The organism is Bacillus cereus group sp. MYBK108-1 (assembly GCF_051917185.1).
Lineage (GTDB): Bacteria > Bacillota > Bacilli > Bacillales > Bacillaceae_G > Bacillus_A > Bacillus_A cereus.
This window is the reverse complement of sequence record NZ_JBQAHZ010000004.1, coordinates 1-15,582: the sequence shown is the minus strand read 5'-3', so window position 1 is coordinate 15,582 and position 15,582 is coordinate 1. Positions and strand designations below refer to the sequence as shown.

Here is a 15,582-nt window from a genome sequence, read left to right as displayed (position 1 = left end):
GAGAAACTAATGTCATGTACAATGTTCTTCAACTCTACGGTTTGTATAGCCGTAGTTCATTACATTATGTAAGAGCGGGATTCATATGTTAATAAAACCAAAGAGGTTACAAGCAGGAGATATCGCGGCGACAGTAAGTCCTTCATGGGGAGGCGCAGGTGATTCTGAAATAAGATGGCGATATGAGCAAGGAGTTAAAAGATTAGAAGAAGTTTTCGGTCTTACTGTTATTCCAATGCCAAATAGTTTAAAAGGTAGCGAATTCATTTATAACAACCCACAGGCTCGTGCAGAAGACTTAATGACAGCATTTCAAGATACACGCGTGAAAGCAATTATCGCGAATGTTGGCGGTGAAGATAGCATCCGGTTACTTCCCTATATAGATTTTAATGTGATACGCGAAAATCCGAAAATTTTTATGGGTTACTCTGACGTTACTATTTCACATTTATTTTGTCATAAAGCAGGCCTTTCCTCTTTATATGGTCCAGCAATTTTGACCGATTTTGCCGAAAATGTAGAGATGGATCCATACACAATTGAAATGGTAAATCGTACTCTCTTTTCAAATGAAACGATTGGCGAGATTCAACCAGCTCATGAATGGACAAGTGAGCATTTAGAATGGATTACAATAAATAAAGATACAAGACGTACGATGCAGCAAAACAATGGATATGAGCTACTTCAAGGCTCTACCACTGTACAGGGGCGCTTAATTGGTGGATGTATTGAAGTATTGGAATTTGCAAAAGGAACGGAACTTTGGCCTGAGAAAAAACATTGGGAGAATAGTATTCTCTTCTTTGAAACTTCTGAAGATCATCCAGAACCAAGTTATATAAAATATTGGTTACGAAATTATGCAGCACAAGGCATTCTACAAAAAGCAAAAGGAATCATTTTTGGTAAACCGAAAGACGAAAAGTATTATGAAGAATATAAACACGAAATACTGAAAGCTATGAAGGAACATAATTTAGAAGCTTTGCCGATTCTTTATAATTTAAATTTTGGCCATACTGAACCGAAGTTTATTTTACCTTACGGTGCAATGGCAGAAATTGATTGTGAGAATGGATCTTTCTCTATTTTGGAGAGTGGTGTGGAATAAAGTGAAACTTTAATCAGTGAGTGTTCCATTCACATTGCTATCAAGCTAACATTTTGAAGTTCTCCCAGAACGAAAATTTATTCTTTTCATAGGTATTCAAGGATGTAAAACAAATTTTGTTTTTTGCATATCTTCTACAGTTTCTTTTTGTAGTATTTGGTTATTTTTAAATTTACCATCATTCAATTGAGCAATCATGAAATTGGCTACATCAATCCCTGTAGAAAACATACTCCCTTGTGGCATATCGGTTGGTCTAGTTTGATAAAATGGAATGGCATTACCTTTAGCATCATATCCTGTTGCAAGTTTTTCTTTAATAAAATTAGTCATAACAAAACTGCTATTATGCATTTCTAAAGGGTAAAAAAACATTTTTGGCCATAAACCTCAGCATAGTCATCAACAAAAACTGGTTTGCTTTCTTTTTCCTTAACATTTGTTTTGATTTTAGTTCGAACGGTATCCTCTCTAAAATCACTCTCAAATAAAAACCATAGTAAATCTATTAGATGAATTCCCAAATCTCCCAAGGCTCCACTAGTTCTATTACTTTGAAAATCATCTCGCCAAGTAAACGAAGTTCTCCTAAAAGCGCTATTTTTTTCAAAATGCAATCTTATTACTACCATTTCCCCTAATTCTTCATTTTGAATTAATTGCTTTAAAGCCTTAACATAGGATAAGTAGCGATAGTTAACCCCCATTGAAGCGACTAGATTAGTATTTTTTGCTATTGTCATCATGTACTTTGCTTCCTCACAAGAAATCACCATAGGCTTTTCACATAAAACATGGTTGTTTTTTAATAATGCTTGAACAGCTTGAGATTTATGACAAAAATTCGGAGAAGATATTATTACCTCATCAACTACTTCTAGTAACTCTTCATAGCTATTAAAAACCTTCCCACCAAAATCCCCTACCAATTTATCGGCATTCTCAGAATTAACATCATACACTCCAACTAATTTACAATTATCAATAGTTGATAATGCTCTAGAATGAGCTCTTGCAATACTTCCTGCACCTATAATCCAAATATTCATTATATGAACATCCCCTTTTAATTAATAATGTGCTTTAAAGTATTTAAAATTCCAATCGAGTATTCACCTTGAGCTAGCATTGAGTGTGTTTTTTTGGCCTCTTCTGTTGCATTTTCTACTAAATAGCCATGCCTTACAGCTTGTAGCATCCTTAAATCATTCCCACTATCTCCAAAAGCAATTGCTTTTGTTTTATCTAGTTCGTACTTGTCTAAAATAAATTTCACTATCTCATCTTTACCTGTTCCAAGTGGAATAAAATCTACATCATAGCAATTTTCTGGATCACCAGCTAATGGATTACATTTGTTAATATTAACTCCAACTTGGAATATCTCTCCGATTTCTCCTATCTTTTCTAAATTCTTTGCATCAATAAATTCATTTTGCTCTTCATAATAAAAATTAAATTTGTACTTAGAACTTCCTAATTGTGTCTGAGGTCTTAAAAAAATTTCATATTTTGATTCTAGCAATTTAATAATTCTTTCAATCTTCGAAGAATCAAAACCACCCTCTATAATTCTCTCTTCCCAAATTTGATCATCTATAGTAGTCCCGTTGCTATCAAAGTACGTTATTTCTGTACCTAATCCACTCGCCACAAAATGAGGAAAATACTGTATACCACCCTTTTTCATTTTTTCAACAATTGATTCTAAACTACTTCCCGTTACCCAACCAATTACTAAATCCCCTTTACTTCCTTGTTCATACAAATACTTTTCTAACAATTTCATATTGCTTCTTTTAGAATCATCCATGTTATGAGGATAATAAGTTTCATCAAAATCACAGAACACTACATATTTAGGCTTTTTAACCAGTGGTAGTCTTTCAAAATTTAAAGACTTTAAAACTTCATTATTTATTGACATTGAATAATCCCTCCAAAACGAAATTTTGCTCTTCTAACATCATATTTGGATGTAAAGGTAGATGTAATATTTCTTTATGAACTTGCTCTATATTTAACAGATTATTTCCCTTTACCCACTTGGTATTTTGCATATGAGATAATACTGGATAATAAATATCTGTTTCAATGTTATACAATTGGTACAATTTATTTTTCAACTCGTCTCTTCTTCCATTTTCAATTCTAATCGGAAAAAGGTGCCAGACATTATCTTCTGTCATCATAGGTAGCTTTATTAATTCTCTATCCTCTAAATCCTTCAACTCACGAATATATCGTTGAGCTAAATACGCTCTTTTTAAATTGTTGCATGATAAATACTTAATCCTTTCCAAACCAATAGCTGCTTGCAAATTATCAATTTTAGAATTGAATCCAAAGTCTAATACCTTTTTATTTTTTTATCAATTTCAAATCCATGATAACTATATTGATTACAACGTATTGCAAGATTTTCATTATTAGTAACTATTGCACCAGCTTTACCACATACACCAAAATTCTTGTATGGATTAAAACTAAGGACAATAATATCTCCATATTCTCCAAGATTTGAAGAACCAATAGCTTGACATGCTTCTTCAATAACTCTTAATTGATATATATCCGCGATTTCACAAATTTTTTTCATTTCACACTGCTTACCATACAAATGCACAGGTAAAATGCATTTAGTTTTTTTGGTGATAGCTTCTTCTATTTTAGATGGATCAATACAATAACTCTTCTGATCTATATCTGCAAATATAGGTTTTGCTCCGACCGCTAACACAACATTTTCAGTAGTAGCAAAACTATTAGCTGGCATAATTACTTCATCTCCCGGCTGAATACCAATAGATAACAATGACACCATAAGGGCATCTGTACCACTGCTTGTTGCAATTACAGACTTTTTATTTAAATAACTTCCGATTACTTCTTCTAGTTTTTTTGAAAATGGTCCACTTGTGAATTGACCTGTCGGTAAAATATTTTTTAAAACTGCTATAATTTTTTCAACCTCATCTTGAGAAATCAACCGATTAACTGGCATAAATTATATTTTCTGTATATTTTTCTGCTATAATTGAACATATCTTTTTCTATATCAATATCCATTTTCAATTTGTTTTCCCTAAATAATTTCTCTTTCATCTTGTGATTCGGTAATATATTACTAATTTCAAATTCTTTTTCTTTTGTCCCCCCCCTGTAAGCACTTTAATAAAGCTAAATTGGCTTTACTATGTCAAGAAATTATAGTAAGAGTTTTCACGTTAAATTACCTCTAAGAAATTATTTTGAAAATCATGAGTAGACTATATTTTATGTTATCGATTACATGTCAACATATTTTTTACGGAGGGTTTCTCTATGGTAACAATTAATGAAATAGCTAAATTATGTAATGTATCAAATGCTACTGTTTCAAGAGTTCTAAATAATCATCCTTATGTAAATTCAGAAAAACGTGAGAAAATAATAAAAGTAATGAAAGAATTCAACTATACTCCTAGTTCTTTAGCTAGGAATCTTAGGGTAAATAAGACACAAACCATTGCTCTATCAATTCCAAATATAGATCATCCCTTTTTCGGGAAATTAGCTAGAGAAATTTCTAAAGAATTATTAAAACACAATTACAAATTGCTAATTTATCAGACTTTTTATGAGAAAAAAATAGAGCTTGAATTACTTTCATTACTAAAGAATAAAGCTGTAGATGGTGTAATTCTCGCATCTCTAGAAAATAGTTGGGAAAATATAGAGCATTATTTAGCTTATGGGCCTATAATACTTTGTAATGAGTATGAGGAAAATGCACCTATTCCGATAATTTGTTACGATGAATTTGAAGCGGGATACAAAGCTGTTAAACATTTAATAAGCAAAGGTTATAAAAAAATTGGCTTTTGTTTTGACTCTCTTAATAGTCAAGCACAATTAAAACGCCAACAAGGTTATCTGCATGCCTTAAAAGAAAAACAATTACCATTCAATAAAAATTGGCTATTTGGAGATGCAATTACTATTAATGATGGATTTAAAATTTTTGAGAAGCTAGATAAATTTAAAGATAAACCTACTGCATTATTTACTGGAAATGATCAAGTTGCTGCTGGAGTCATTAAAGGAGCTACTATTAGGGGGTATTCTATCCCAACTGACTTAGCTGTTTGTGGTTATGATAATCAATTAATTTGTACAGTTACAACCCCAACAATTAGTACTATTGATATTCCAATTGTTGAACTGAGTAAACGTACCGTTAACGAGATACTACTATATATAAATACAGATGAATCTATTAAACGTAAAATTATTGAATACCCTACAAACTTAATTATTCGTGAATCTACATAATTAAATTAAAGTTTTTGCTTAAACTGATGTGATTAATAAAAAGAGGTCGTAAATAATAATGCGTCCTCTTTTTATCATTTTAGGTATTAAATTCTACGTACATTCGACATAAATTGATTAGTTTTTATGAATTTTATTGAAAAAATTGTAAAACGCCTCCATTTCCCCTTCTATTTTGCTATGATAGTTACAATTAAATAGGATTAAGATATTTCTATAGGATGGGGGAGTATATAGTGAGTGTTTCAGTAAAGGGAAATGAGCAATTAACCTCTCTATTGAACGACTGGTATCGATCTATGCTATCTCAACAAGTTGTAAAAGCTACTAATCTAAAAAAGAAAATTGATGAAAAAATTACTAAGTTAAGCATTGAGTCAAATCAAGAACGTCAGGATCAAAATTTGTTACTATATTACTCACTACTTGAATTTCGTTACACAGTCTTAACAGATAGCCTCGGTATTCAACAAAATAGTTTTGATGCTATTAGTGATTATGATATGCCTACAGACCATTTTCTACACTTCTACTATCACTTTTTCAAATCCATTCATTCCACTTTTATATCAAGTTTTACTGAGGCAGAGGAACATTATAAACTGGCAGAAAAGATACTAGTAAACATTCCAGATGAGATTGAACATGCTGAATTCTACTATAGAATTGCTACTTTTTATCATCATACCTATAACATGCTCACTGCTATCGAATACGCAAATAAATCGAGAGCAATCTTTTCGAAGTATGAAGGTTATGAAGTAAAAACAGCCTTTTGTAATAGTTTGTTAGGGGGTTGCTGTATCTATTTAAAGCAGTACGAACAGGCAGAAGAATATCTACATTGTGCAATTGAATTACTACAGAAGAATAAGGAAGAAGATTCCTTGTTATACGTAAAAAGTACTATGGGGTGGCTGTATTCTGATCAAAGTATGTCTACGTTAGCTATTCGTCACCTTTCAGAAGTAACAGAAAAAATCCCTACACACTTCAAAGCTATCTTCCTACAGGCTAAGGAACATTATAAATTAGGAGAACAATTAGCAGCTAGCAAACTCATTGATAGGGGATTACAGATCTGCAGAGGAATTCATAACGAAGAATACTCACACCACTTCTCTATTTTAAAAAGATTAAATGAAAATATTCCACTGGAAGAATTAGAAAAAATCATTCAAGAAGGAATCTTATACTTTGAACAAGAAGAATTATGGGAATATGTTGTCGAATACGCCGAATTATTTGCCACAAAATGTAGACAATTAGAGAACCACCAAAAGGTAAGTGATTATTTCCATATTTGTTATCAAGCAAGACGAAAATCAATTGAAAAAGGAGTGTTAAAATAATGAAAAAAATCAGCCTATTATTATCGGGTATTGCTTTTATTGGGATTCTAACGGTGGGAATTTCTCCACTTTCTAAAGCGGATCAGTTTGCTACTCATGGACATTACCCTGTTCCTACATATAGTGTTGGCGATCATGGTGGTGCACCACAACAAACTTAATATAAGTGTATGTAAAGACCCTTCATTTGAAGGGTCTTTACATATCAAAATATGTATTGTTCTTTTTGGCTACGCCAAATCAAAATTCTTCTCTCGCCTATCACCCTGCACTCTCTTAAGGCAGGATCATTCTTTCGGAAAATCCGTTAAATAATAGAAATAGACTAACTATTATATTTATCAACTCTTTATATGCAATATTACATGCGAAGTGCCTTAAATATTTTGTTATACTATGTATGTGGATTTTTCATCCAAAAATCCTCTCAAACGCATATTTATGTATATGCCACCCTAATTGATGAAAGTGAGAAGAATGTTTATCATTTTTCTCACTTTTTTTATTTAAATTATGTGCTTGTACTTATTCTTTAGTTATTTTAAATAATAAAAGCTCAAAAAGAGAATTCACTTTTCAAATCCAACCTATCGAATCAATTATTGTCTAATAATACCACACCATCTTTATCAACTCATTTTAGAATATTTGAACAATAATTTTATATACAAGCTCTGCATAAATTATTCATTTTCCTTTATATAAGGCCTGCATTTTTACTTCTGATAAATTATCAAATATTGAATTATTATACACAAATCAAAAAACACAAGGTATTTTGTAGAATTTTGTCTATCAATATGTATGTACACCCTTATGTAGTGGATATAGACTGTGAGGTGTAAGGAGGTACCTTACAAAATAATGAAAAGGAGATTATAAAATGATTAGATTAACAAAAGTCTCAAAGTTAGTATTTACAACATTAATTGTGGGAAGTAGTTTAAGCTTCTTTGTGTCGTCACACAGTGTACAGGCTGACACCTTAGATCATAATTACCAAGACACTCAAAAATTCATACCACCTTCTAGTGCTAGGCAAACATTGGAACAAAAAAACAATATTGTTCCAGAATCAAAAGTTATTAAAAACCATTATGTAAAATATTCTAAAGCACATTTCCAAACTAAAGAAAGTATACCAAAAGAGATTTATTATTCTTCAGAAGGCTTTAAAGGCTATATACAAGCAAGTACCGTTTGGGATATGGGAGATCATTTCGCAACACTATATTCCGGAACCGTTATTCGATGTTAGACTTTTAATCCCTTCTCTCCTAATGCTTATAATGAACAATAGCTCACTACCAATACTGTAATAGCTATTGTTCAAAAAATAAACCACAAAATCTTTTGATTTCATGGTTTATCAAATATAAAGATAATGCTAAATATATACTCTAACATTACCTTCCCCAAAGTTAATTATAGAGTATTTTCTCAAAAAAGACACTCTTGTAGTGTCTTTTTTATATTATTTTGATTTATTCCCATCTTACTTTTGTTAAACTCATATATGTAATAATGCATATTTTTTTGATTGCATATTATGATATGCTCTCATTGTGAGCTGATACATAATTTCTTTAGATTGGAAAACTAAAACCTCGTTTACCCAATTTTCGGGCGCCTTATGGCGTCTTTTTTTTGCTATTGAAGTAAAAAAATAGGACCGTAATATCATTGTTAAAAAAATTGTATACTTCAACAAGAATTCCACCTACTAACCCTTATTTTTTGCGGTTATTTATTTGTTTCAACATAATAATTTTTCATCTCGTATATGCAATAGACAATGATAGCTAAACTCCAACTGACACCATAGTAATCATGTGTGTAGAAGTCATAGCCTGCCTTAATACCTTTTTCCATTACAACTAACGTAAATCCTAACGCCACCCACTTGTTAATTTTCATCTTAATATACGTTATCGCTATAATTATTAAAAATAAAATATTTGTAAGGTAGTTTATCATTAGCTCATATTTTTGAATGTATACTGCCATTATACAAGCAACGATATTACTCGCAATGCCCAAGGCAACCACGGTTCTCCAAATCCTGTCCGAAATTCCCACTCCTGATTCAGTCCCTTCCTTAATCACATTCTTTTCCTTAATTCGTTCCTACACCCTATTCAAGGTATGCTGTATTATTCTTGTCTGATGAATATCTCATTATCTTTTCATATAGAGCAAACAAAATTTCCACTCATAATTTTTTCTTTCTTAGGCAAACTAATTTTAAGCCGTTTGAACTAGCGGCTTCACTCTTCTGGTAATGGGGTAGTAAATTTATAGTAATTGACTAACTCATTCAGTCCATTGGCACTGGCAGGCGACAAAATTGTTGTCTGCCATTTTCATGTATACTTTTTCTTATTCCATTCCAAACCATATGTTTGCTGTACTGCTTTTGAAAAGAACGGTATTTGATTTTTGAATAAGTAAAAAAGATACAGCTCAGCCCACTTTTGGAATAGGACTTTTTCTTTTTACATATACTATTTTTGAGCCTTTTTACCAATACGTGTCCTATTGGTGTCTTGAATTCCTCCTAAAGGGGCGGCAGATACGACTGCATGCCCTTTTTATTTATACTGCTTTTCTATACCAATAAAACAGTTAAAAAATAAAAATGCACTATCACATATTTTTTCCAGTTCAGATTATGTTAAATTTTCTTAAGTTGTTTATTTCATAGTTGAATTATGATTTCATATCTAATTCAGCAATATGTGAGCTGTATCCCAAAAGAAAAGACACTCAAAAGGTGTCTTTTCTTCTTTTAATTTAAAAAACATTTTTCTTTTTTAAAGATTTTCTGTCTTGTTCTTAATTTTGTCAAAATCCTCATATAGCTATCAAAAACATATATGCTATTATGTTTTTAAGAAACTATATGTTCCCTTAACCCTGTATTTTTACAGGGTCTTTGTTTATTTTATTTACTTTCATTAGTTTATAAGAGTTAATACACATCCCATTTCAATTAAAATCGTTTAAATGTTAGTTAGTATTTGAAATGATAAATCTATTAGCTTTTTTGACAATGGTAATCTAATACTAGATTCCTAAATGTATACTACACTAAACATCAGTTAATACTATACATATAGTGTTAACTATCTTAATTGAATATTAGTAATAGTAAGTATAAATATTATCAATTTACTATATATTACATTTATGTAAAAATAGATGTATGTTAAGCTTTTTCAAAATCTTTCCCCTAATAAAGATTTGAAGTAGCATTTCATGATTCTCCTTACTGTTAATATGCCTTGAAAAAGAACCCAATAGGGTTCTTTTTCTTCTCATTACATCCTCAATAATTACTTATTTAAAATACAAAAAGAACTGACAATTTGAACTGTCCCCCAAATCATGGACACTTAAAAAAGCCCCATGATTCGGGATTTTTGTGTATTTTTATCAAAAAGGTTCTTTATCCAAACATGTAGAATTAGCACATATACAGTTTTTTATAAATGAAGAGGTGATTGTGTTGAAGTATTTAACAAAATCAAAAAACTCATCAGCAGGTCTGAGAGGGTATTTTGAATCCTATCCGTTAACTTCATTTTTCGTGATGGCATATTTATTCTCATGGGTTGTATTAATTCCATTTATCTTATCCCAATGGGGTATTTTCCCTAAAACAAAAGCATTTCATATTTTCTTTTTTGCCAATGCATTTGCAGGCCCTATGTTAGCAGCATATATCATGTTTCGAACTCTTGAAGGCAAAGAGTCATGGAAAAAAGTTAGAAAAAGCATTCTAACTACTAAGATCGGTTTGAAGTGGTACTTGTTTACTCTCATCGTTATCCCAACTACAATGTTTCTGGGGATGGTTATAGTAAATGGAGAGATACCAACTTTCCGTGACCTTAATTTTGAATTTTTTATAACCTATCTCTTCTCTTTTGTAGCAATTTTCTTTCTCGGTGGGCCTTTACCCGAGGAAATCGGATGGCGTGGTTTCGCTCTGCCTCGATTACAATTGAAATTTGGACCGTTAAAAGCTACATTACTACTTAGTGTTTTGTGGACTTTTTGGCATCTTCCACATTTCTTAACAGCTGCACAAAGGGGTGGCCCGGGTTCTGACCTTTCTCTCCTATATATTCATTTGCCAATTTTTATTTTACTATGTTTGCCAATCTCAATCATTCTTACTTGGGTCTATAACTGCAACCACGGTAACTTATTTATAATCATGCTAATTCATGCGAGTGTAAATACGTTTAGTTTAGCACAAACTCATTCCACCAACCCTGTTTTAAAAAATACGGATATATTTGTAGTGATAGGATTGGGATTTGTCGCTTTACTTATTCTTATTTTCACACGAGGTAATCTGGGGTATAAACAAACTTTTAATGAAGTAGAGTTCAGTAACAATAAAAATATAAGTAAATAGAAACAAAAATCATAGAATAATAGGTTGATGACAATAGTGTACCGCCACACTGCTAACAAGTTAACAATCATTTTCTTCTTCAAAAAACGCGCTTCTTTTTTCAACCTGAAATACAATTGTTTGCAAAGAGATTCTCCGGATATTTGGTATCATATACCTTGGATAAATTAGATAGAAAAATAGGGTCTTTTCAACAGGAAAATAATTTATAGTGGAAAGAATATATTTATATTGATTATAATAATGTGTTTTGAATTGTACATTTAAGGAGGCGTTGTCGATGAGAAAATATTTCTATTTGATTGGGCAAAAAAACAAGAGGATAATGTATCACTAGCACATAAACTACGTGCTTCCTCTTCAATATTGGAAGGAGAGTATCAGATTGAATAAGATTTATTTAAAGGCTATTGACAAAAATAATTGGGAAGAAGCAATTAAACTTTCGGTTAAAGAAGAACAACAAACATTTATAGCATCCAACCTTTATTCTATCGCAGAAGTTCAATTTCTAGATAATTTCTATACAAAAGGTATTTACCTTGAAGAAAAAATGATTGGATTTACTATGTTTGGGATAGATCCTGAGGATAATAATTATTGGATTTATAGACTTATGATTGATGAAAATTTTCAAGGAAAAGGTATAGGTAAACAAGCTATATATCTGGTAATTGATGAGATAAGAAGAAATAATAACGCAAACATTTCTAGAATAATGATTGGATATGCCCCTGAAAACCTTACAGCTAAATTTGCATATAAAAAAGCAGGATTTACTGAAACTGAATTATCATCTTGGGGTGAACAGTTAGCTAAGTATTCCTTATAAGCAATTGAATTCTGTACATTCACTTTTAGACTAATTAAAGAAAAGAGTTTGATAGTATAGTAATATAGATAGGAAATGATTAAACTTTTTTATAAAAGAATAAACCAACTGAGAATATTAAGAGCGTGTTTTGATTTACCTTTTTCAAAACACACTCTTTTATTCCGAGATATCATATTAAAAGAAAAGAACAAATATCGGGAATTATATACTCCCTCCTGAGGCTAATTCGGTTTTATTAGCTTGATAATGTTGTAGCTATACCCCTTGAACTGACAAATTATGAGTGAATGTCATTTTTCACCTTCTATTCTAACTAACAAGTCGTGAAATTCGTTTCTTCTTCCATGAAAGTTTATAATATCCATATTGCAAAAGTAAACTTACAATAAATGCAGCTGGATATCCAATCCATATTCCTTTTATACCAAGATTTGTATGATAAGAAAGGTAATAAGCAACTGGGACTTCTACAAGCCATATTGATACGACACCAATTATAGTGGGCCATAATACAGTTCCACTTGCTCGCATTGTCGCACCAATAATTTGAGCATGACCGAAAATTAAGTAACTCCAAAGCGTAATCATTACCAAACTATGTGCAATTTCGATTGTATTCGGACTCGTTAAGAATAACGATAAGATTTCTCTTGAAAACAAGTAAATAAAAGCGATTAATATACCACCAATTATATAGTTCATAACGATTCCAGCACGAATAACTTCCTGTAATCGATTAAATTGCTTTGCACCAATGGATTGCGCAGCGAAAATGGATACTGTAATTCCGAGACTGACTGCAGGCATCTGAACATAACTTGCAACCTGGTTTACAACCCCATATGCAGCAGTCGCATCCGAACCGAAACGATTCACAAATGCGATTACCGCAATCTCAGATAATGAAACAAGAATCATATTAATACTGGCTGGAATTCCAAGGCGTAATAATAGTTTTAACAAACCCCAATCCATACGAAGATATTTCCGTACTGTCTCATCTAATTGCAATGGATGATTCTTCTTCTTTAAATAAATAATCATAACAATAAATGTTATAATGGTTGAGATAACAGAAGCATAAGCAGCTCCGTACACACCAATTTTTGGTATTCCTAGCCAACCAAAAATTAGAATAGGTAATAGCATTATATTTAAGACTGTACTAACAATTAAGAAATAAAACGGTGTCTTAGAATCTCCTGTACCCCTAATAAACGTTGTATAGGAGAAATATAGAAATAAAACTGGCATAGAAATAAATAAAATACGTGCATAATGCACACTCATATCAATTATATTTTCTGGCGTACCCATAAGACGCATAATGTTCAGAGCAAATACATTTCCCACTATTGCCAAAATAACTCCTATTATAAAGGTAAATGTCAACGTCGTACCAACAATGGCTTTTAAACGTTCTTCATTACGGGCACCAAATGCCTGACCAATTAAAATCGAACTACCTGACCCAATTCCAATTACAAACGAAACCAGTAAGAAGAATAATGGAAAAAATGCTGAAATGGCAGCTAATTCATTCACACCAATCCATCGCCCTACTACCACCATACCAAATAATTGTCCAACTGATTGTAATATGTTACTTAAAAGCAAGGGAACTAGAAACATAGACATTGATTTCCATGTTGCTTTCTCTTCCTTTTGTTGATTTTTTAATCTTTTACTTTCTTGAATACTATCTATCGATGATTTCATATTTGATTTCCCCTTTTATTTGGAGGATTTATATCATTTTGAGAATAATACGTTAAAAGTGAAAAAAATTTCAAGTTAACGTTATAATCTTATCTACATATTTCCCCCCTACGTAATAATGATTTTTGAGAATTTGTTTGTCATTCTTTTTTCTACACTTCTCCCTTTTGATTTACTCTTCAACATGTGCAACAGTTGGATTAATTTTCCTTGACCCGTTTATTTTAATAAAATTATTTATATTATTAAATGTAATAAACAATTAATAAATAAAATTGGTATAAAAAATGATTTTTGTAATTAACAAAGGTCATTTTTTATTTTTAAATATTGTAATTACTTAATAGTAGTTTATTTAAGAGTTACAAAATAAATATTCTTCCCTTGATTTGGTCTTCGTTATAGCGGTTAACATAGATTATTGCTCTTTTATATTATATATTTTTTAATAATTTGTCTAAAATATAACTAACCGGTTTTAGAACAAATTGGTTACCGAGTAGTTAGCTTTTGCTAACTGCTTTTTATTAATTAAGTATGTTCCAAAATGATGAATTCCTAACTATTAGGTTAGCTCGTGCTATCTACAAAAGGAGTTTGACGTTTTACTTAAATACTACAAAGATACTCTACTCATATATTTTTCAATAAAAAAAGAGAGATATATAATCTCCCCTTCTAATCCATAAACTATATAATTAGCAAGTGAATCCTCCACCAAATTGTTGTTCAGCCATTGCCACTAGACGTTTTGTGATTTCACCACCAACAGATCGGTTTGAACGAACTATTGCGTCTGCACCAAGTTGTACACCAAACTCTTGTGCGATTTTTCATATTTCATTTGATTGATTGCACTTTCAGCACCACGAACTAATAATTCGTTACGGCTTCCACTATTATTGTTTGCCATCATTACGTATACTCGTTAATTTTCATGTCTATACTGTTTAGAGAAGGTATTCCATGCCATTCGGATTGCCCTCCAGCACATGATAAGTTTATAACCGTTCCTATAATTAGGAACGGTCTTATTTCATTCAACTATCCTTTTTAGTTACAGTAACTGTTTTTTTAATAAGCATTACTACACAGTTTCTTCTGTTCAAGATAAATTTTCACTAAAATCATTCAAATTCTCTTCACTATTTAATACATATGTTTCATATAATAGTCTTTAATATTCATTCATACGATTAAACCATAGTCTTTTATTTTTATAACTTTTACACTTAATTCTAATACACCCTTATTTGCATGATTAGAATGTGCAGCTTCATGTTGTCCAAAATAGCTTGTATTCTGCTCCATCTAAATAAATTAAAAGTTATAGCATGTATTTTTAGCTAGGGGTAACGATAACATTTCAGAAACCTCATGCTAAGCAAATTCGGATAAGAAAAGTGTCTCTGTTACACCCTGTACCAGAGACAAACTATTTACTTTTTCTTGATAACTAAACTTTTCACAAAGAAAGAATTTAAACAATTTATAGAATTAATACTTGAGAAAAAATAGGAGCAGCCTATCGTGACAGACTCCTCCTGAAATACACCCCTTGTATACATATAGGAAATGAATTTATTTTACCAATAATGAATATTCACCATTTTTATCATCAAACTTATAAACATTCAAATAATATTTCCCTGGTTTCGCTACGAATTTCCCCTTTATAGTATTTCCTTCATCTTCACCACAAGCTACGTAATTTTGCATGTCTGATTCATGATAAAGTACCCATGTCATCCCAATATTTTGTTCATTTACCACAGAAATATCTACTTCTTTTGGATCTGTAACATTAAACGTATAAACA

The 15,582-nt window shown here is 31.3% G+C and carries 11 protein-coding genes and 4 pseudogenes; 7 read left to right on the top strand and 8 right to left on the bottom strand.

Annotation, left to right across the window (positions count from 1 at the left end; translation table 11 throughout):
• Window positions 1–85 precede the first annotated feature (85 nt).
• Complete coding sequence (locus ACTFSL_RS08410; protein ID WP_061457453.1) at window positions 86–1,117, top strand: S66 family peptidase; 1,032 nt, start codon at window positions 86–88, stop codon at window positions 1,115–1,117.
• Between the two features lie 99 nt (window positions 1,118–1,216).
• Here the strand turns inward: ACTFSL_RS08410 and ACTFSL_RS08405 are convergent.
• The 4 genes and pseudogenes from ACTFSL_RS08405 to ACTFSL_RS08390 form a co-directional block, all read right to left on the bottom strand.
• Window positions 1,217–1,508: pseudogene (locus ACTFSL_RS08405) on the bottom strand (serine hydrolase); the annotation flags it as partial.
• Window positions 1,495–2,166: pseudogene (locus ACTFSL_RS08400) on the bottom strand (Gfo/Idh/MocA family protein); the annotation flags it as partial. The pseudogenes ACTFSL_RS08405 and ACTFSL_RS08400, both read right to left, overlap by 14 nt.
• Window positions 2,167–2,183: 17 nt before the next feature.
• Window positions 2,184–3,044 carry an HAD-IIB family hydrolase gene (locus ACTFSL_RS08395; protein ID WP_061457455.1) on the bottom strand — a complete coding sequence of 287 codons (861 nt, stop codon included), beginning with the start codon at window positions 3,042–3,044 and terminating at the stop codon, window positions 2,184–2,186.
• Window positions 3,031–4,343: pseudogene (locus tag ACTFSL_RS08390) on the bottom strand (DegT/DnrJ/EryC1/StrS aminotransferase family protein). The gene ACTFSL_RS08395 and the pseudogene ACTFSL_RS08390 overlap by 14 nt, the downstream one beginning before the upstream one ends.
• A gap of 98 nt (window positions 4,344–4,441) precedes the next feature.
• On the opposite strand from ACTFSL_RS08390, the gene ACTFSL_RS08385 reads away from it, so the two are divergent.
• The 4 genes from ACTFSL_RS08385 to ACTFSL_RS08370 all read left to right on the top strand — a co-directional run bounded on the left by ACTFSL_RS08385 (window position 4,442) and on the right by ACTFSL_RS08370 (window position 8,041).
• Window positions 4,442–5,431 (top strand): LacI family DNA-binding transcriptional regulator, encoded by a 990-nt coding sequence (locus ACTFSL_RS08385; RefSeq protein WP_000256370.1) that lies wholly within the window; start codon window positions 4,442–4,444, stop codon window positions 5,429–5,431.
• A 236-nt stretch (window positions 5,432–5,667) separates the two neighbouring features.
• Complete coding sequence (locus tag ACTFSL_RS08380) at window positions 5,668–6,783, top strand: tetratricopeptide repeat protein (protein WP_440041497.1); 1,116 nt, start codon at window positions 5,668–5,670, stop codon at window positions 6,781–6,783.
• Window positions 6,783–6,944, top strand: a complete 162-nt coding sequence (locus ACTFSL_RS08375) for a hypothetical protein (RefSeq protein WP_000724102.1) — start codon at window positions 6,783–6,785, stop codon at window positions 6,942–6,944. Before ACTFSL_RS08380 ends, ACTFSL_RS08375 begins: the two co-directional genes overlap by 1 nt.
• Before the next feature lie 722 nt (window positions 6,945–7,666).
• Window positions 7,667–8,041, top strand: coding sequence for a hypothetical protein (locus tag ACTFSL_RS08370; protein ID WP_000620456.1), 375 nt, complete (start codon window positions 7,667–7,669; stop codon window positions 8,039–8,041).
• Window positions 8,042–8,526: 485 nt separating this feature from the next.
• On the opposite strand, the gene ACTFSL_RS08365 is transcribed toward ACTFSL_RS08370, so the two are convergent.
• Window positions 8,527–8,862: a hypothetical protein gene (locus ACTFSL_RS08365; protein WP_031312250.1), complete on the bottom strand. Its 336-nt coding sequence runs from the start codon at window positions 8,860–8,862 to the stop codon at window positions 8,527–8,529.
• A 1,429-nt stretch (window positions 8,863–10,291) separates the two neighbouring features.
• Here ACTFSL_RS08365 and ACTFSL_RS08360 point away from each other — a divergent pair.
• Both ACTFSL_RS08360 and ACTFSL_RS08355 read left to right on the top strand, forming a co-directional pair.
• Complete coding sequence (locus ACTFSL_RS08360; RefSeq protein WP_061457460.1) at window positions 10,292–11,209, top strand: CPBP family intramembrane glutamic endopeptidase; 918 nt, start codon at window positions 10,292–10,294, stop codon at window positions 11,207–11,209.
• A gap of 385 nt (window positions 11,210–11,594) precedes the next feature.
• Window positions 11,595–12,041, top strand: coding sequence for a GNAT family N-acetyltransferase (locus ACTFSL_RS08355; protein ID WP_001034039.1), 447 nt, complete (start codon window positions 11,595–11,597; stop codon window positions 12,039–12,041).
• Between the two features lie 312 nt (window positions 12,042–12,353).
• On the opposite strand, the gene ACTFSL_RS08350 is transcribed toward ACTFSL_RS08355, so the two are convergent.
• The 3 genes and pseudogenes from ACTFSL_RS08350 to ACTFSL_RS08340 form a co-directional block, all read right to left on the bottom strand.
• Complete coding sequence (locus tag ACTFSL_RS08350; protein WP_400154827.1) at window positions 12,354–13,682, bottom strand: MATE family efflux transporter; 1,329 nt, start codon at window positions 13,680–13,682, stop codon at window positions 12,354–12,356.
• A 779-nt stretch (window positions 13,683–14,461) separates the two neighbouring features.
• Window positions 14,462–14,676 (bottom strand): annotated as a pseudogene (locus ACTFSL_RS08345) (small, acid-soluble spore protein, alpha/beta type).
• 668 nt (window positions 14,677–15,344) lie between these two features.
• On the bottom strand, window positions 15,345–15,582 hold a 238-nt coding region (locus tag ACTFSL_RS08340), incomplete at its 5' end, for a PPC domain-containing protein (protein ID WP_440041496.1).